The organism is Microbacterium resistens NBRC 103078 (assembly GCF_001552355.1).
GTDB classification, from domain to species: Bacteria; Actinomycetota; Actinomycetes; order Actinomycetales; family Microbacteriaceae; genus Microbacterium; species Microbacterium resistens.
Genome location: NZ_BCRA01000057.1, coordinates 18,210 through 36,359 on the forward strand (window position 1 = coordinate 18,210; position 18,150 = coordinate 36,359).

Genomic DNA, 18,150 nt, shown 5'->3' on the forward strand with positions numbered 1-18,150 from the left:
GTGCACAGATGGCCGCCCTCCCCTCCACCGGTCGTTGAGCGAGCGAAGCGAGACGAAACGAAGCAGGGTCGGGTGAGCGCGTTTCGTCTCGTCGCTGCGCTCCTCGCTCAACGACCGGAGGAAGGAGTGACCGGGAGCTGAGCGGAGCGATGGCCTCGTCCGACGCGCTGGCATCGGGTCTGGCGGGAGCCGACCGAAGGACGGCGGGGGACTGCGCGACGGATGAGGCCATCGCGCAGCGGCCGCACCCACACCGCGGACCGGGTCACCGCGTTTCGTCTCGTCGCGGCGCTCCTCGCTCAACGACCGAGAACGGGCAACACGACCTCGATCTCACCGGGATGTTTCACGTGAAACGTCGTGGAGACGACCAAGGGGTGACCCTCGTCACGAGAGCCACCCCTAGCCGAACGGATCCCTCAGCGAGAGCCGAAGTTCTCCTCCCCCAGCTCGCCAAGGATGCGGTTGAGGTCCTGGATCGAGGCGAACTCGATCTTCACCTGTCCCTTCCGAGCGCCCAACGCGATCTGCACACGGGTGTTGAGGCGGTCACCCAGCTTGCCGGCGACTTCATCGAGGTAGGCACGGCGGGCACCGGGCTGAGGCTTGGACCCCGCGGTGGATGCGCCCGCGGTGGCGATGTTCTTCGCCGCTTCCTCGGTCGCGCGGACGGAGAGGTCCTCATTCACCACCTTGTCCGCGAGCCGCTGCATGGCGTCCGCGTCGTCCAGGGAGAGGATCGCACGAGCGTGGCCCGCGCTGAGCACCCCGGCGGCGACACGCTGCTGCACCGGGACCGGCAGCTTCAACAGACGGATGGTGTTGCTGATCTGCGGCCGAGAGCGCCCGATCCGCGTGGCCAGCTCCTCCTGCGTGATCCCGAAGTCCTCCAGGAGCTGCTGATAGGCAGACGCCTCCTCGAGCGGGTTGAGCTCGGATCGGTGCAGGTTCTCCAGCAGCGCGTCCCGCAGGAGGTCCTCATCCGCCGTCTCGCGCAGGATCGCGGGAATGCTCTCCAATCCGGCTTCGCGAGCCGCACGAGTGCGTCGCTCCCCCATGATCAGCTCGTAGGCGCCCTCGGCGTTCTTCCGCACCACGACCGGCTGCAGCACACCGAACTCTCGCACGCTGTGCACGAGCTCGGCCAGGTCCTCTTCCTTGAAGTGGGTTCGCGGCTGGCGCGGATTCGGGACGATCTCGTGCGGGTCGACGCGAATCAGCCGCGCACCCGGGACAGCCAGGAGGTCCTCCCCCGAGTCCGTCTCCGCCGACGTAGCGGTGGATTCCGCGGCCGATCCTGCCTTGTCGTCCTTGATCTTCGCGCCGGGGAAGAACACGTCAACGGGACGCTCGGTCTGCTCCGTCGTGGGGATCAATGCACCGATGCCCCGCCCCAGTCCTGTGCGCTTGGCCATCAGTTCCCCTTCTTCGTCGTGTTCGCCCGTTCGGCGATCTCCACCGCAGCCTCCTGGTAGGCGATCGCGCCCACCGACTGCCCATCGTAGGTAATCACGGTCTGCCCGAAGCTCGGCGCTTCGGAGACACGAACGGACCGTGGGATCACCGTCTCCAGCACCTCGTCGGGGAAATGCTCCCGGACCTCTTCTGCGACCTGTTGCGCGAGCCGCGTACGTCCGTCGAACATCGTGAGCAGGATCGTCGACAACCGGAGCACCGGATTCAAGTGCTTCTGGATCATCCGGATGCTGCCGAGAAGCTGGCTGAGCCCCTCCAGGGCGTAGTACTCGCACTGGATCGGGATCATGACCTCCGTCGCGGCCGTGAACGCGTTGATCGTGAGGAGTCCGAGTGACGGCGGGCAGTCGATGATGACGATGTCCGTCGGGTTCTCGGCGAGGTAGTCGTGGAGGGCGGTGCGCAGCCGATGCTCTCGAGCCACCTGGGAGACCAGCTCGATCTCCGCGCCGGCGAGATGGATGGTGCTGGGCGCGCAGCGCAGCCGCGGCGATTCGGGGCTGTCCTGCACGACCGTCGAGAGCGGCGCGTCGTTGATGAGGACGTCGTAAATGCTCGGAAGATCAGCGGTGTGCGGCACGCCGACCGCCGTCGAGGCGTTCCCCTGGGGATCGAGGTCGATCAACAGCACGGACGCACCCAGCGCGGCCATCGCCGATGCGACATTGACCGCGGTCGTCGTCTTCCCGACGCCACCCTTCTGGTTCGACACCGTGAAGATCCGGGTCGGTCCGTCGAAGGACACGGTCACTCCCTCGAGCGCCTTGCGTCGCACCGTCAGATCCGCGAGTTCTCGGGCGAGCGGGGTATCCGACCCGAATCCCGCCGTCGTGCTCTTCTGGGACTGTTTCACGTGAAACATCCACTCCTTCTGGCTGGGGATCGATCGGCGCGATGCGCCTCTCCACTCTAATCGGCGATCCGCACACAGACGAACGAGGACCCGGACTGTGGAGACGTTTCACGTGAAACACTCCGTCGGCGCGGGCCCTGGTCGACTGCAGCCCCCGCAACCCCATGTTTCACGTGAAACGGCGAGCCGTCACGCATCCGTCGCGACGATCTCCACCTTGAAGCCCGCACCGTTCTCCAGCCACCCCGCATAGTGGCTCGGCCCGCCCGCGTGGGGGTACCGATCGTGATACAGGGGCGTCCACCCGTGGGCAGGGGCACGACCCATCACTCTGTCGACCTCGTCCCCAGACCCGCCATCGAAGGCGAGGTGATTCACGCCGGCGCGGCGCCGGTCATGCCCAGGATCTTCGAGGGTCGGTGGCCGGGTGATCGTCAGGTAACACCCTTGGACCGCCCAGGTCTCCCCCTCGGGCCACTCCGACGAACGCTCGAAACCGAGGGCTCCGAGCAGCCACCGCCAGGGCGGGAGATCCGTGGCGAGGTCCCCCACCCAGATCTCCACGTGATGCAGACCGGTCATACGCGGGATCCCGTTCTCGCGCTCAGACGCTGCGGGGCCCGTGACCGGCTCAGGCCCGGACGCGCGCGCGGACCACGCGGGTCGTCTCCGCGAGGACGCCCTCGCCCAGGATCTCCACGCGCAGGTCGCTCACGCGGAACCGGTTCAGCTGCTTCTGCGCCGCATCGATCTCGTTCTGCACGTTGAGCCCCTTCAACAGCGCGAGCTCGCCGCCGTCCTTGACCAACGGGGCGGTGAGAGGGATCAGTGTGCGCATCGCACTGACGGCCCGGGCCGTCACCATGTCGAACGAACCGGAGCGCTTCACCTCCTCCGCCCTGCCGCGGAGGACCTCCACATTGCCGAGTTCGAGGGCGGAGACCTGCTCCGAGAGCCAGGTGACCCGGCGTTCCATCGGCTCGATCAGCGTCCACTGCACGTCCGGGCGCGCGATCGCCAACACGACACCGGGCAGACCCGCGCCGGACCCGACATCCGCGACCGATCCGTGGAAGAGCGGCGCGGCGATCGCGCTGTTCAGGATGTGCCGCGTCCACAGGCGAGGGAGCTCCAACGGCCCGATCAGTCCGCGCTCTTCCCCCTCGCGCGCCAGAGCCTCGGCGAACGACCGAGCCTTGGCGATCCCGTCCCCGAAGAGGGAGGCGGCCACGCCGGGTTCCGGTTCGAGGATGGTGTCGGTGCTCATGTCAGGGCTTCACCTGTCCCGGGCTCTTCTTGCAGACGTACGGCGTGCAGACGTCCACGTGCGAACAAGAGTGTTTCACGTGAAACGTCAGACGCGACGGATCACAGTGTGCCGCGAGGCACCCTCACCGTAGGACTCCGAGACGAGGCCGCGCTCGCTCACGATGTCGTGGACCAGCTTGCGCTCGTAGCTGGACATCGACGGCAAGGACGCCTGCGTGGCGCCCTCGTCGAGCTTCGCCACCGCGGCGTCGACGAGACGCTCGAGCTGGCGGCGCCGCGCGTCGCGGGAGCCGCCGACATCGAGGATGAGTCGGGAGAACGAGCCGGTCTTGCTCTGCACCGCCAGTCGCGTCAGCTCCTGCAGCGCCTGCACCGTGTCCGGGTCCGACAGCACGCGCAGCGAGTCGCCGTCCGCGTCCACCGAGACGTACGCTCGTCCCTGCTTCACGTCGAGCGTGAGATCGCCGTCGATGTCGGCGATGTCGAGAAGGCCCTCGATGAAGTCGGCCGCGACGTCACCCTCGTGCTCCAGATCTTCGACCTCCGGGGCGTCGTCGCCCGCGGTGGGATCCTCCACGGTCATGTCCTGCTCGGTCATGACGACTCCCCCTTCTTCTTCGCACGCTTCTTGCCCATCGGCTGCTGGCGCTTGGGGGCTTCCGCCTTGGCGCGCTCCGCCTCCTCGAGCATGCGCTTCTGCTCGGCCTCGTAGACCGAGATCGGAACGACCTTCCCGGACGAGTCGATGGCCTTCCCCTTGCGGGCGAGGCGCTCCTCGCGGGCCTTCGCCGCGTCCGACCCGGGGGTCGGCATCTCACGGAGGACGAGGAACTGCTGGCCCATCGTCCACAGGTTGCTGACGAACCAGTAGATGACGACGCCGAGCGGGAAGAACAGACCGGAGAAGATGAAGCCCAGCGGCAGCACGTAGAGCATGATCTTCTGCATCTGGTACGCCTGGCCGGTCTTGGCCTCGGGCGACAGGTTCTTCGAGATGATCTGCAGCTGCGTGAAGAACTGAGAGCCGATCATGAGGATCACGAGGACCACGAGGATGATCACCGTGAGCTCCCAGCCCGCCGGCTTGGTGTTCACCGCATCGATGAGGCTCGTGTGCAGCGGGGCGACGCCGAACAGCGTCGCATCGTAGAACTGCTTGGTGAGCTCGGCGCCGAGGAGGCCGACGCCGCCCAGACCCGCCTCGGCGTGCTTCTTCACGTCGCTCAGCGTGTAGAACATGCCCAGCAGGAAGGGCATCTGCACGAGGAGCGGCAGACAGCTCGACACGGGGGTCGTCCCGTGCTTCTTGTACAGCGCCATGGTCTCGCGGCTCATCGCCTCGCGACTGAGCTGATCCCGCTTGCCCTTGTACTTCTCCTGGACTTTCCGCAGTTCAGGAGCGATTTCCATCATCTTTCGCTGGCTCTTGATCTGCCGAACGAACAGCGGGAACACCGCCGCGCGGATCACGATCACGAGACCGACGATCGACAGCACCCAGGTGAGACCGGACGCGGCGGGAAGCCCCACCGCGGTCAGCAGCCAGTGCCACCCCACCAGGATCGCCTCGACGAGGAACTTGAACGGCCACATGATGATGCCGATCAGGTCGAAGCCTCCGCCGGAGCTCGGAGCCGGCGTGCTGGAGGCAAGCAGGATGTCTAGGCCCACCGTTCAGTCCTTTCGGGAGGGGACGACGAACCCTCGAGGGGTGAGAGCGTGTCGGAAGTTCGGGTGCGGCCGCACGTCATCCACACCGCCGCGAGTCCAGGGGTTGCACCGCAGGATGCGCCATGCCGCGAGCACCGCGCCTTTCGCGGCGCCATGCTGTTGCACCGCACATACAGCGTAGGCGGAACAGGAGGGATAGTACGCACACACGTCCCCGTACAGCGGCGAGATCACGGCCCGGTAGGCGGTGAGGAAGCCCAGGACCAGATTCCGCGGCACGAGCGGGATCGCGCGCAGCGCGTCCGGAGCATGCAGATGCGCCGTGCCGCGTGCCGAGGCGGGGAGTGCGCTCATGCCGTGCTCCGCGCGAGCGCTCGCGTGACGTCGGTCAGCAGGTCAGCGAACGGCGCGTCCGCGGAACCGGGAAGGGCGCGAATCACCACGTCCGTTCCGGTGGGGACCCGGTCGAGGTTGCGCGCACAGACGTCCTTGAGTCGACGCCGCACGGTGTTGCGCACGACGGCGCCGCCCACCTGCTTGCTCACGATGAAGCCGAAGCGGGGAGCACGGTCCTCACCGGTGAACAGCACGGACGTCACCAGTCGCGCACCGCCGTAACGCCTCCCGCGCCGGACCACCGTTCGGTAGTCGCTCCCGCGCGTGAGTCGATACGGGCGGGCGAGCACGACTTACGCCGAGAGCTCGGTGCGGCCCTTCGCGCGGCGGGCCGAGAGGATGGCGCGGCCGGCGCGGGTGCGCATGCGGGCGCGGAAGCCGTGCTTCTTGGCGCGACGACGGTTGTTGGGCTGGAAAGTGCGCTTGCTCATGAGTTACTCCGGGAGGGATGTCACCGGGATCGCTGCGGCCGGAGACGGATCGGATGCATGCCGAGATGGCATAAGTCAACCGATTAAGGCTACGACGTCGTCCCCCACATCGCAAACCGGCGAGGCGCAGAGCACCATTATCCACAACCTGTGGGAATCGTGGGGAAGGGACACGCAGCCGCGGAGTTCCGCGCGCAGGTTGCCCTCGGGGGCCGCTCTGACTAGCGTGGCACGAGCAGTTATCCACAGGCGGCTCCCCCCGATGCCCGCCGTTCCGAGCATCCGGAGCACCATGTCGTCAGACGCGCAGCCCGAGGTCCCCATCTGGAGCATCCTCCTCGACGCCCTCGCCCATGACGATCGCGTCACCCCGCAGCTCCACGGATTCCTCAGTCTCGCCGTCCCGGCCGGGGTCATGCAGTCCACGCTGTACCTCGACGTCCCGAACGATCTCACCGCCGCGCAGATCAACAAGCGTCTGCGCCTGCCGATCATGGAGGCGCTCGCGACGGCCGGCGACGAGGTCACCTCGTTCCGCGTCGTCGTGAATCACGAGCTCGCGGAGCAGCCGACGATGCCGATCCCCGTCGCCGACTTCGCCGGCAGCCGCCAGGAGCAGCAGCGGGCGGAGTCCCCGATCGAGCAGCCGACGCCCATCCGCCACGACTCACGGCTCAACCCGAAGTACACGTTCGACAACTTCGTGATCGGCCAGTCCAACCGCTTCGCGCACGCCGCGGCGGTGGCCGTCGCCGAGGCACCGGCCAAGGCGTACAACCCCCTGTTCATCTACGGCGACTCCGGCCTCGGCAAGACCCACCTCCTCCACGCGATCGGCGAGTACGCCCAGTCCCTCTATGCCGGGGTGAAGGTGCGGTACGTCTCGAGCGAGGAGTTCACGAACGACTTCATCAACTCGATCGCCAACAACCGGGGAGCCGCCTTCCAGGCCCGCTACCGCGACGTCGACATCCTCCTCATCGACGACATCCAGTTCCTCCAGGGCCGGGCGGAGACGCAGGAGGCCTTCTTCCACACCTTCAACCAGCTCCACGACCACAACAAGCAGGTCGTGATCACCAGCGACGTCGCCCCGAAGCTGCTCACCGGATTCGAGGATCGGATGCGGAGCCGCTTCGAATGGGGCCTCATCACCGACGTCCAGGCGCCGGACCTGGAGACCCGCATCGCCATCCTGCGCAAGAAGGCGCAGAGCGAGGCCCTGCACATCCCGGACGAGGTCCTGGAGTACATCGCCACGAAGGTGTCGTCGAACATCCGCGAGCTCGAAGGCGCCCTCATCCGCGTCTCGGCCTACGCCAGCCTCAACCGGTCGACCCTCGACATGTCCCTCGCCCAGACGGTGCTCCGCGACATCGTGGATCAGGCAGAGGACAACTTCATCTCGCAGACCGACATCATCACGGCCACCGCGGCGTACTTCAAGCTCACCGTCGACGATCTCTACGGCTCCAGCCGCTCGCAGCAGATCGCGACGGCCCGTCAGATCGCGATGTACCTCTGCCGCACGCACACCGAGCTGTCCCTGCCGAAGATCGGGCAGCTGTTCGGCAACCGCGACCACACCACGGTGATGTACGCGTACAAGAAGATCAGCGACCTCATGAAGGAGCGCCGCTCGATCTACAACCAGGTGACGGAGATCACCGCGCAGCTCGGCCGCCGCTGAGCGCCCCCGGCCGCGCCTCGCGCGGCCCGCGTCGTCGCGCCATGCCCGGGACGACGGATTTGACGTGCCGGGACGGCGTCGAGTATTCGGAATTGCACATGTGGATAACTTGTGGATGAATCTCGTCGGCCGGGGGTCCCGATCCCCATCCGCATCCCCGCCCTGTGGATAACCCGTCGAGGAGCGGATCCGGCGGTCCCCCTCCGATCCCACGGTTTCCGCAGGAAATCCACATGTCACACGCGTGTAGTTCCCTTGTCCCGTCAGGAATCCCCAGAGTTATCCACAGTATCCACAGTTGTTAACACCGTTAACGAGTTAACCCGGATGAGGTGGCTCGATCACCTCGGGGAGGCATGTGGGGGACGCCGCGCGGACGTGTCATTCCCCCTCCGCCGAAGCGGTTATCTTTCGCGCGCGCTCGCGCGCGCGACCACGCCCGGACGCCTCTGTCCCTGCGTCCAAGGTTCCGGAATCGGCATGTGTGCGACTGGACTCGTGGCATAGCATGGGAGCCCGTGGCGTGCGCCATGAGGCGGCGACAGCCGTGGGACGACGACGAAGGAGCGACCGTGAAGTTCCAGGTCAACCGGGATGTGTTCAGCGAAGCCGTGTCCTTCGTCGTGAAACTGCTGCCGCAGCGCAACCCGCAGCCGATCCTCGCGGGCGTGCTGATCGAGGCGGACGAGAACGGTCTCACGCTGTCGGCCTTCGACTACGAGGCCTCCGCCCGCACGACCATCGAGGCCACCGTCGACGAGCCGGGAACGATCCTGGTGCACGGTCGCCTGCTGTCCGACATCGCCAGCCGCCTGCCGAACGCTCCGATCGAGATCGCGGTCGAGGAGGACGGCGGGGTCGCCGTGCGCTGCGGTTCCGCCCGCTTCACCCTCGCGGCGATGCCGGTCGAGGAGTACCCCTCGATCCCCGAGGTCTCCGGGACGTCCGGCGTGGTGCCGGCCGAGGACTTCGGGACCGCGATCGCGCAGGTCGCGTTCGCGGCCTCGCGTGACGACGTGACCCCGGTGCTGACGGGTGTGCAGCTCGAGGTCAGCGGCCAGCAGCTCAGTCTCGTCGCCACCGACCGGTACCGCGTGTCGCTGCGCGACGTCCCGTGGGACGGCGAGTCGGCCGAGCAGACGGCGCTCGTCCCCGCGCGAACGCTGCAGGAGGTCGGGAAGACCTTCGGCCACGCCGGCACGATCCAGATCTCGTTCTCCGGAGCGGGCGATCGCGAGATCATCGCGTTCACCGCCGGCAACAAGACCGTCACCTCCCTGCTCATCAAGGGGAACTTCCCCCCGGTGCGACGCCTGTTCCCCGAGCAGACCGAGCACCACGCCGTCGTGAACACCGCCGACCTCACCGAGGCGGTGCGCCGTGTCGCCCTGGTGCTGGACCGGTCGGCGCCGCTGCGGTTCACCTTCTCGAGCGACACCGTCACGATGGACGCCTCGGGCAGCGAGCAGGCGCGGGCATCCGAGTCGGTCGACGCCCACCTGCTCGGGGAGGACGTCACGCTCGGCCTCAACCCGCAGTACCTGCTGGAGGCGCTCGGCGCGGTGAAGAGCGAGTTCGTGCGGGTGACCTTCACCTCCTCGGACAACGCCAACAAGCTCAGCCCGGTCCTGATCACGAGCCAGACCTCCGTCGACCAGGCGGGCCTGGACTCGTTCAAGTACCTCCTCCAGCCGAACCTCCTGCTGCGCTGATGTCCGGGCCGGCCGCGGTCGGCCTCGAGCCGATCACCCCGGCCACGGCCGCGCGGATCCTCTCGCGCGACGAGCGCCCGGGCGACCGCTGGCACCCCCAGTACCCCTTCGAGGACGAACGGGATCCGCTGCAGATGCTCGTCCGGGACCCGGATCCGGATCCGGTGTTCACGCTCTACGTCATCCGGGACGAGACCGGCGTCGCCGTCGGCGGGTTCGGCTTCTTCGGTCCCCCGGACGAGACCGGGACGGTGGAGTTCGGATACGGACTGGTGCCCGCGGCCCGGGGGCGAGGGCGGGCGACCGGCGCGGTGACCGCGGGTCTGAGGATCGCGGCGGCCCACGGCGCGCTCCGTGCGTTCGCGGACACCGCCGAGGACAACGTCGCATCCCTTCGGGTGCTGGCCAAGGCGGGGATGATCGAGACCGCACGACGTGCGGGGACGGTGTTCTTCTCCCGCGAGCTCTCCGCGGGCGTCCGCTGACACCCGCGCGGAAGGGACGTCGGACCCGAAAGGTAAGGTTGCTCGCGTGATCGTGGAGCACCTGAACCTCAAGGACTTCCGCAATTACGCCACCGCCGACCTGACTCTGCACCGCGGCCCGAACGTCCTCGTCGGCCGCAACGGCCAGGGAAAGACCAACCTTGCCGAGGCGATCGTCTTCCTCGCCACCCTCGGCTCGCATCGGGTCTCGTCGGATGGCCCCATGGTGCGTGACGGCGAGGAGGCCGCGTTCATCCGCGCCCGGCTCGCCCACGGCGCGCGCACCGTGCTCGTGGAGGTGCAGATCAATCGCACAGGATCCAACCGCGCTCGGATCAACGGCGCGCCGGGGCGCACCGCGGACCTGCCGCGTTACGCGCATGTCGTCCTGTTCGCGCCGGAGGATCTGCAGATCGTCCGCGGGGACCCGTCGTCCCGTCGCCGTTTCGCGGATCAGCTGCTCATCCAGCGCACGCCGCGGATGGCCGCCGTGCTCGGCGACTACGACCGGGTCCTGCGTCAGCGCACGGCGCTGCTGAAGTCCGCCCGCGCCCGCGGGGTCCGCGGCGACGGGCTGTCCACCCTCGACGTGTGGGACGACAAGCTCGTCGCCCTCGGATCCGAGATCATCGACGCGCGCACCCGGCTAGCCGCCGATCTCCATCCCCCGCTCACCGAGGCGTACGCCGCGATCGCGGGCGAGGACCACCGCCCCACGCTCCACTGGGCCCAGTCCATTCGCGGCGGGGATCCCGAGGAGGGAGTCGGGGGCGACGCCGAGGGCGGCGGCGGATCCGACGCCACGGCGGAGCTGTTCCGTGCGGCCCTGGCCGACAAGCGCGCGTCCGAGCTCGAGCGCGGGCTCACCCTCGTCGGCCCGCACCGGGACGACCTGATCATGCGCGTGCGGGACCTGCCGGTGAAGGGCTACGCCTCGCACGGCGAGTCGTGGTCCGTGGCATTGAGCCTGCGTCTCGCCTCCGCGGAGCTGCTGCGTCGCGAGTCCCCGGCGGGCGATCCGGTCCTGATCCTCGATGACGTGTTCGCGGAGCTCGACGCCGAGCGCCGTCGCCGGCTCGCGGGGATCACCGCCGGCTACGAGCAGGTCCTCGTCACGGCCGCGGTCGAGGCGGACATCCCGGATGTGCTGCACCGCCATGTCGTGCGGATCCATGCGGGTACGATCACGGACGAGCGCGAGGCGTCCGACGGGTCGCTCGACGTTTCGTCTCGCTCCGCTCGCTCAACGACCGAGGCCTCCGCTGACTCGACGACCGATGGGGAGGAGACGGATGGCTGATCTCGACGCCCGCGTCCCGGAGACGGTCGCCACGTACCTCCGCCTGCGCGGTCTTCAGCCCAGTTCGAGCACCTGGAAGCGCAAGAAACGCCTCGTCGTCGACGACGACAACGCGCCGTTCACGCCCGGCCGGGACCCGGGGACCCTCGGCGACGTCCTCGCGAAGCTCAGCAAGGACTCCGGATGGGAGACGACCCTGAGCCGGGAGGACCTCGTCCGGCAGTGGGGAGAGCTCGCCGGGCCCGACACGGCGAAGCACTCGGAGCCGGTCTCCCTCGAGGGGGGTCTGCTGACGGTGAAGTGCGACTCCACGGCGTGGGCGAAGAACCTCCAGTACATGCGCGCCGTCATCGTCACCGAGATCGGCCGCCGTTACCCGGAGGCCGGCGTCGAGAACATCCGCTTCGTCGGGCCGGACGTCCCCTCGTGGAAATGGGGTCCCAGAGCCGTTCCAGGGCGGGGTCCGCGCGATACCTACGGCTGAGGCACGATCCATCCCGTTCCCGAAGGATTCAGACGCGCAGAAGGCCGTACAGCCAGCATCGGCGATCGATCCGCGATAAGATGGGGATCTAGATTTCGATGTGGAGCCTGCCTTCCGATGACGCCTGAAACCCCCTCCGACGAGAACGAGTCGAACCCGACCCCGTCGCCCCAGAACGCAGGGGGTTCCCAGACCCCGGACGCACCGCCTTCCGCCGAGTACGGCGCCGATTCGATCCAGATCCTCGAGGGTCTGGAGGCGGTGCGCAAGCGCCCCGGCATGTACATCGGGTCCACGGGACCGCGCGGTCTGCATCACCTGGTCTACGAGATCGTCGACAACTCCGTCGACGAGGCGCTGGCGGGCTACGCCGACACCATCGTGGTGACCCTGCTGGCCGACGGCGGCGTGCGGGTGGTCGACAACGGCCGCGGCATCCCGGTGGATCCGCACTCGTCCGATCCGACGAAGTCCACCGTCGAGGTCGTTCTCACGATCCTGCACGCGGGCGGCAAGTTCGGCGGCGGCGCCTATGCGGTCTCCGGCGGCCTGCACGGCGTCGGATCCTCCGTCGTGAACGCGCTGTCGACGCGCTTCGACGTGGAGGTCAAGCAGAAGGGCTTCGTCTGGCGGCACAGCTTCGCCGACGGCGGCGCCCCGCAGCAGAAGCTGGAGAAGGGCGAGGCGACCGAGGAGACCGGGACGAGCATCTCCTTCTGGCCCGACCCCGCCATCTTCCAGGAGACGGTGGAGTTCGACTACGACACGCTGCGCACCCGCTTCCAGCAGATGGCGTTCCTGAACAAGGGGCTGCGCATCGAGCTGCTCGACGAGCGCGAGGGCTCCACGGTCGAGGAGGAGGTGGACGGCACCGTCGTCACGCGCCAGCGCGCGGACGTCTTCCTCTACGAGCGCGGCCTCGTCGACTACGTCGAGTACCTGAACCACGTCCGCAAGGCCGAGGTGGTCAACGACGAGATCATCGCGTTCGAGTCCGAGGACACGACGCGGAAGATCTCGCTCGAGGTCGCCATGCAGTGGACGACCGGGTACACCGAGAACGTCTTCACCTACGCGAACACGATCAACACGCACGAGGGCGGCACGCACGAGGAGGGGTTCCGCGCAGCGCTCACGACGCTCGTCAACCGCTACGCGCGCGCCAACAACATCCTCAAGGAGAAGGACGACAACCTCACCGGCGACGACGTCCGCGAGGGGCTGACCGCCGTCATCTCGATCAAGCTCGGCGAGCCCCAGTTCGAGGGACAGACCAAGACGAAGCTCGGCAACACCGAGGCGAAGGCCTTCACGCAGAAGGTCGTCGGCGAGGAGCTCGGCGACTGGTTCGACCGGAACCCCAAGCAGGCCAAGAACGTCGTGACCAAGGCGGTCGAGGCGGCGACGGCTCGTCTCGCCGCCCGCAAGGCGCGCGAGACCGCGCGGCGCAAGAGCGTCTTCGAGTCCACCTCGATGCCGGACAAGCTCAAGGACTGCACGTCCAAGGATCCGTCCATCAGCGAGATCTTCCTCGTCGAGGGGGACTCGGCCGGCGGCTCGGCGGTGCAGGGACGCGACCCGCACACGCAGGCGATCCTGGCGCTGCGCGGCAAGATCCTGAACGTCGAGCGTGCGCGACTGGACAAGGCCCTCGCCAACAAGGAGGTCCAGGCCATGATCCAGGCCTTCGGGACCGGGATCGGCGAGGACTTCGACCTGGAGAAGGCGCGCTATCACAAGATCGTGCTCATGGCCGATGCGGACGTCGACGGCCAGCACATCACCACGCTGCTGCTCACCCTGCTGTTCCGCTACATGCGCGGTCTCATCGAGGCCGGCTTCGTGTTCCTCGCGATGCCGCCCCTGTACCGGTTGAAGTGGTCGAACTCCCCGCACGAGTACGTCTACTCGGACGCCGAGCGCGACGCCCTGCTGAAGGACGGCGCCGCGAACGGCAAGCGTCTGCCCAAGGACGCCGGCGTGCAGCGGTACAAGGGTCTGGGCGAGATGAACGCCAAGGAGCTGTGGGAGACCACGATGGACCACACGACGCGGACGCTGCGCCAGGTGACCATCGACGACGCCGCGGCCGCCGACGAGATCTTCAGCGTGCTGATGGGCGAGGACGTCGAGTCGCGGCGCAGCTTCATCCAGCGCAACGCCAAGGACGTCCGCTTCCTCGACATCTGATGAGCGTTTCGTCTCGCTTCGCTCGCTCAACGACCGGAAATTGAAGAAGACACACACATGACTGACGAAGAACGTCCCGAGCCGTACCACGAGCACGGCAAGATCGACCAGGTCGATCTGCAGTCCGAGATGCAGCGGTCGTACCTCGACTACGCGATGGCCGTCATCGTCGGCCGGGCGCTGCCCGACGTCCGGGACGGGCTCAAGCCGGTGCACCGTCGCGTGATCTACGGCATGTACGACGGCGGGTTCCGACCGGACAAGTCGTTCTCGAAGTGCGCCCGCGTCGTCGGCGAGGTGATGGGGCAGTACCACCCGCACGGCGACTCGGCGATCTACGACGCCCTCGTCCGTCTCGTGCAGCCGTGGTCGATGCGCTACCCGCTCGCGCTGGGGCAGGGAAACTTCGGCTCCCCGGGCAACATGGGCGCCGCGGCCCCGCGGTACACCGAGACGAAGATGGCTCCCCTCGCGCTGGAGATGGTGCGGGACATCGAAGAGGAGACCGTCGACTTCTCCGACAACTACGACGGGCAGACCCAGGAGCCGGACGTCCTGCCGGCCCGGTTCCCGAACCTCCTCGTCAACGGGTCCGTCGGCATCGCGGTCGGAATGGCCACGAACATCCCCCCGCACAACCTCCGCGAGGTGGCCGATGCCGCGCTGTGGGCGATGGACAACCCCGACCTGCCGCGCGAGGAGCTGCTGGACGGACTGATCCGGCGCGTTCCGGGTCCGGACTTCCCGACCGGTGCCCAGATCCTCGGCACCAAGGGGATCCACGAGGCGTACCGCACGGGCCGCGGCTCCATCACGATGCGCGCCGTCGTCGGGGTCGAGGAGATCCAGGGCCGCACGTGCCTGGTCATCACCGAGCTCCCGTACCAGGTGAACCCCGACAACCTGGCCGTGAAGATCGGCGACCTCGCCCGCGAGGGCAAGATCAACGGGATCGCCGACATCCGCGACGAGACCAGCGATCGCACCGGTCAGCGCCTCGTGATCGTGCTCAAGCGCGACGCGGTGGCGAAGGTCGTGCTGAACAACCTCTACAAGCACACGCAGCTGCAGGAGAACTTCGGCGCGAACATGCTCGCGATCGTGGACGGCGTGCCGCGGACGCTCGCGCTGGACGGGTTCATCACCCACTGGATCGACCACCAGATCGACGTCATCGTCCGCCGCACGAAGTTCCGGCTGCGCAAGGCCGAAGAGCGGATGCACATCCTGCGCGGGTACCTCAAGGCGCTCGACGCGCTCGACGAGGTCATCGCGCTGATCCGCCGCTCCCCCACCGTCGACGACGCGCGCGAGGGCCTGAAGTCCCTGCTGGAGATCGACGACATCCAGGCGGATGCCATCCTGCAGATGCAGCTGCGTCGCCTCGCGGCGCTGGAACGCCAGAAGATCATCGACGAGGCCACCGAGCTCGAGGCCCAGATCGCGGAGTACAAGGAGATCATCGCGGACCCGGCGCGCCAGCGCACGATCATCCGCGAGGAGCTCACCGCCATCGTCGACCGCTTCGGCGACGAGCGACGCACGCACATCCTGCACGGCTTCGACGGCGACATGTCGATGGAGGACCTGATCCCCGAGGAGGAGATGGTCGTCACCGTCACGCGGGAGGGATACGTCAAGCGGACCCGCAGCGACAACTACCGGTCGCAGCATCGCGGCGGCAAGGGCGTGAAGGGCGCGCAGCTGCGCTCGGACGACGTGGTGGAGCACTTCTTCGTGACCACCACGCACCACTGGCTGCTGTTCTTCACGGACAAGGGCCGGGTGTATCGCGCGAAGGCCTACGAGATCCCCGAGGCCGGGCGCGACGCCAAGGGCCAGCACGTGGCGAACCTGCTGGCGCTCCAGCCGGAGGAGAAGATCGCGCAGATCCTCGACATCCGCGACTACGCCGCCGCCGAGTACCTCGTGCTCGCGACCCGACAGGGTCTGGTGAAGAAGAGCCGGCTCACGGACTACGACACCAACCGCCAGGGCGGGGTCATCGCGATCCGCCTGCGGGAGGAGGACGAGCTGGTCAGCGCGTTCCTCTCGGACGCGGTCGACGACATCCTGCTCATCAGCCGGATGGGCATGTCGCTGCGCTTCCACGCGACCGACGAGGCGCTGCGGCCGATGGGCCGTGCGACCGAGGGCGTCAAGGGGATGCGGTTCCGCGAGGGCGACAGCCTGCTGTCGGCGTCCCTCGTCGACGACGACAGCTTCGTCTTCGTGGTGACCGACGGCGGGTACGCCAAGCGCACGGCCGTGGACGAGTACCGGGTCCAGGGACGAGGCGGACAGGGCATCAAGGTCGCCAAGCTCAACGACGATCGGGGGGTCCTCGCGGGCGGTCTCATCGTCTCCGAGGACGACGAGGTCTTGGTGGTTCTTGCCAGCGGCAAGGTGGTACGCTCTGCCGTGGCCGAGGTGCCGGCGAAGGGACGCGACACGATGGGTGTCGTCTTCGCCCGGACCGGGGACGATGATCGGATCCTCGCGATCGCCCGGAACACCGAACGCGGCCTGGCCGAAGCGGAAGATCCTGAAGGCGCGGACACCGCGGACGCCGACACACAGACCCCCCAGGAGAGTGCGGACGAATGAGCACGGTAGCGGACAAGCTGGCGAAGAAGTCGTCGAAGAAGACCACCGGGAAGCAGGTTCGCCTGCGCCTGGTCTACGTCGACTTCTGGTCGGCCGTGAAGCTGTCGTTCCTCGGCGCGGTCGCGATCGCGATCGTGACGATCGTGTCGTTCTTCCTGATGTACCTCATCGTGCAGGCCACCGGACTCGTGGGCAAGGCGGACGAGATCGTCAGCGGCTTCTCGGACGGACAGATCTCGCTCACGCAGGTCCTGGGCCTGCCGCAGGTCATGGCGTTCGGCTCGGTCGTCGCGATCCTGAACCTCGTCGTGTTCACCGTGCTCGGCGCGATCATCGCCGGGATCTACAACCTCGCGGTCAAGGTCACCGGCGGGCTGCTCGTCGGATTCACCTCCAGCTGATCCACTGATCCGCGTCCGATGCCCCGTGCTCCGTCGAGCGCGGGGCATCGTCGTCTCCGCACCCCGGTTGTGCCGATCCCCTCCACGAGGCTCTACACGACGCCGGTCGTGCCGAGCAGCGTCCCGATCCCCCAGGTCGCGGCCAGCGCGAGCGCACCGCCGATCACGAGGCGGATCGAGGCGCGGAGGGATGAGGCTCCGCCGATCCGCGCCGACACGGTGCCGGTGATCGCGAGGGCGAGCAGGACGGCGACGAAGGTCACCGGGACCCGCAACTCGGCCGGCGGCAACAGGATCGCGAGGAGCGGCAGCAGCGCGCCGAGCGTGAAGGCGACCGCGGACGAGATGGCGGCGTGCCACGGGTTGACCAGGTCGTCCTGATCGATCCCGAGCTCGACCTCGAGGTGGGCGGACAGCGCGTCGTGCGCGGTGAGCTCGGCGGCGACCTGTCGGGCGGTCGCCTCGGAGAGGCCGCGACGGCGGTAGAGCCCGGCGAGCTCTTCCAGCTCCTCCTCAGGCATGGTCCGCAGCTCGTGACGCTCCTTGGCGATGAGCGCCCTCTCCGTGTCGCGCTGGCTGCTCACGGAGACGTACTCGCCGAGCGCCATGGAGATCGCGCCGCCCACCAGCCCGGCGAGCCCGGCGGTGAGGAGCGCGGCGTTGTCGGTCGTCGCGCCCGCGACGCCGACGACGAGCGAGGCGACCGACACGATGCCGTCGTTCGCGCCGAGCACCCCGGCGCGGAGCCAGTTGAGCTTCTGGCCCAGTCCGGTGCCGTGGGGTTCCCCGTCGTGCGACGGCGCCTCGTCGATCCCGCTCATGCGTCCTCCTCCTCGCTCATGCGTCCTTCTCTTCGACGTGTCCATCATGGCCCCGCCGACCGACACCCGTCTCCCCCGCGTCGAGTGGTCAGTTTCTGTGGGTTGGCGGGCGCTGAACCCACAGAAACTGACCACTCGACGGACGGGGAGGGGGATGCCGCGCGGGGAGGGTAGGGAAACCCCGAAGCGAGGCGTCCGGATGCCCCCGTTACGAGGGGATGCCGTCCGCCGTAGCGTGGATGCCATGACCACGAATCCGTCCTCCGACCCGGCCGCCACGGTGCCGACGTCCCCCACGCCCGGGGCCCCCGCAGCGCCGACCCCGCCGGGCCAGGCCGACGCGCACGCTCCGCTCGTCCCCCCG

The 18,150-nt window shown here is 68.1% G+C and carries 18 protein-coding genes; 8 read left to right on the forward strand and 10 right to left on the reverse strand.

The window, feature by feature from the left end; genetic code table 11:
• Positions 1–419: 419 nt before the first annotated feature.
• From MR1_RS10765 to rpmH, 9 genes are all read right to left on the reverse strand, one after another.
• Positions 420–1,415, reverse strand: coding sequence for a ParB/RepB/Spo0J family partition protein (locus tag MR1_RS10765; protein WP_067246212.1), 996 nt, complete (start codon positions 1,413–1,415; stop codon positions 420–422).
• Entirely contained in the window at positions 1,415–2,338 is a 924-nt protein-coding gene (locus MR1_RS10770) for a ParA family protein (RefSeq protein WP_067246216.1), read from the reverse strand. Before MR1_RS10770 ends, MR1_RS10765 begins: the two co-directional genes overlap by 1 nt.
• Before the next feature lie 180 nt (positions 2,339–2,518).
• Positions 2,519–2,911: a VOC family protein gene (locus MR1_RS10775; protein WP_067246220.1), complete on the reverse strand. Its 393-nt coding sequence runs from the start codon at positions 2,909–2,911 to the stop codon at positions 2,519–2,521.
• Positions 2,912–2,960: 49 nt separating this feature from the next.
• A complete protein-coding gene (gene rsmG, locus MR1_RS10780) occupies positions 2,961–3,596 on the reverse strand; it encodes a 16S rRNA (guanine(527)-N(7))-methyltransferase RsmG (protein WP_067246223.1) in 636 nt (211 codons plus the stop codon).
• A gap of 87 nt (positions 3,597–3,683) precedes the next feature.
• Positions 3,684–4,196 (reverse strand): Jag family protein, encoded by a 513-nt coding sequence (locus MR1_RS10785; RefSeq protein ID WP_372449978.1) that lies wholly within the window; start codon positions 4,194–4,196, stop codon positions 3,684–3,686.
• On the reverse strand, positions 4,193–5,269 hold the full coding sequence (yidC, locus tag MR1_RS10790; protein WP_067246226.1) for a membrane protein insertase YidC: 1,077 nt from the start codon (positions 5,267–5,269) through the stop codon (positions 4,193–4,195). Before yidC ends, MR1_RS10785 begins: the two co-directional genes overlap by 4 nt.
• Positions 5,270–5,272: 3 nt before the next feature.
• Entirely contained in the window at positions 5,273–5,623 is a 351-nt protein-coding gene (gene yidD / locus MR1_RS10795; protein WP_067246229.1) for a membrane protein insertion efficiency factor YidD, read from the reverse strand.
• The gene (gene rnpA, locus MR1_RS10800; protein ID WP_084344539.1) at positions 5,620–5,955 is read right to left on the reverse strand and encodes a ribonuclease P protein component; all 336 of its coding nucleotides are present in this window, start codon (positions 5,953–5,955) and stop codon (positions 5,620–5,622) included. The genes yidD and rnpA overlap by 4 nt, the downstream gene beginning before the upstream one ends.
• 3 nt (positions 5,956–5,958) lie before the next feature.
• A complete protein-coding gene (gene rpmH, locus MR1_RS10805) occupies positions 5,959–6,096 on the reverse strand; it encodes a 50S ribosomal protein L34 (RefSeq protein ID WP_022879826.1) in 138 nt (45 codons plus the stop codon).
• 415 nt (positions 6,097–6,511) lie between these two features.
• Between rpmH and dnaA the strand changes: the two genes are divergently transcribed.
• The 8 genes from dnaA (at position 6,512) to MR1_RS10850 (ending at position 16,965) form a co-directional block, all read left to right on the forward strand.
• Positions 6,512–7,786, forward strand: a complete 1,275-nt coding sequence (gene dnaA / locus MR1_RS10815) for a chromosomal replication initiator protein DnaA (protein WP_372449979.1) — start codon at positions 6,512–6,514, stop codon at positions 7,784–7,786.
• Between the two features lie 572 nt (positions 7,787–8,358).
• Positions 8,359–9,498 carry a DNA polymerase III subunit beta gene (dnaN, locus tag MR1_RS10820; RefSeq protein ID WP_067246237.1) on the forward strand — a complete coding sequence of 380 codons (1,140 nt, stop codon included), beginning with the start codon at positions 8,359–8,361 and terminating at the stop codon, positions 9,496–9,498.
• A complete protein-coding gene (locus MR1_RS10825; protein WP_067246240.1) occupies positions 9,498–9,983 on the forward strand; it encodes a GNAT family N-acetyltransferase in 486 nt (161 codons plus the stop codon). The genes dnaN and MR1_RS10825 overlap by 1 nt, the downstream gene beginning before the upstream one ends.
• 46 nt (positions 9,984–10,029) lie before the next feature.
• Positions 10,030–11,283 carry a DNA replication/repair protein RecF gene (gene recF / locus MR1_RS10830; RefSeq protein ID WP_067246244.1) on the forward strand — a complete coding sequence of 418 codons (1,254 nt, stop codon included), beginning with the start codon at positions 10,030–10,032 and terminating at the stop codon, positions 11,281–11,283.
• Entirely contained in the window at positions 11,276–11,767 is a 492-nt protein-coding gene (locus MR1_RS10835) for a DUF721 domain-containing protein (protein ID WP_067246249.1), read from the forward strand. Before recF ends, MR1_RS10835 begins: the two co-directional genes overlap by 8 nt.
• Before the next feature lie 117 nt (positions 11,768–11,884).
• The gene (gyrB, locus tag MR1_RS10840) at positions 11,885–13,957 is read left to right on the forward strand and encodes a DNA topoisomerase (ATP-hydrolyzing) subunit B (protein ID WP_084344540.1); all 2,073 of its coding nucleotides are present in this window, start codon (positions 11,885–11,887) and stop codon (positions 13,955–13,957) included.
• Positions 13,958–14,014: 57 nt separating this feature from the next.
• On the forward strand, positions 14,015–16,564 hold the full coding sequence (gene gyrA, locus MR1_RS10845) for a DNA gyrase subunit A (RefSeq protein WP_067246253.1): 2,550 nt from the start codon (positions 14,015–14,017) through the stop codon (positions 16,562–16,564).
• A complete protein-coding gene (locus MR1_RS10850) occupies positions 16,561–16,965 on the forward strand; it encodes a DUF3566 domain-containing protein (RefSeq protein WP_067246256.1) in 405 nt (134 codons plus the stop codon). Before gyrA ends, MR1_RS10850 begins: the two co-directional genes overlap by 4 nt.
• Positions 16,966–17,057: 92 nt before the next feature.
• Here the strand turns inward: MR1_RS10850 and MR1_RS10855 are convergent, their stop codons facing one another.
• Entirely contained in the window at positions 17,058–17,786 is a 729-nt protein-coding gene (locus tag MR1_RS10855) for a VIT1/CCC1 transporter family protein (RefSeq protein WP_067246259.1), read from the reverse strand.
• Positions 17,787–18,150: the final 364 nt, after the last annotated feature.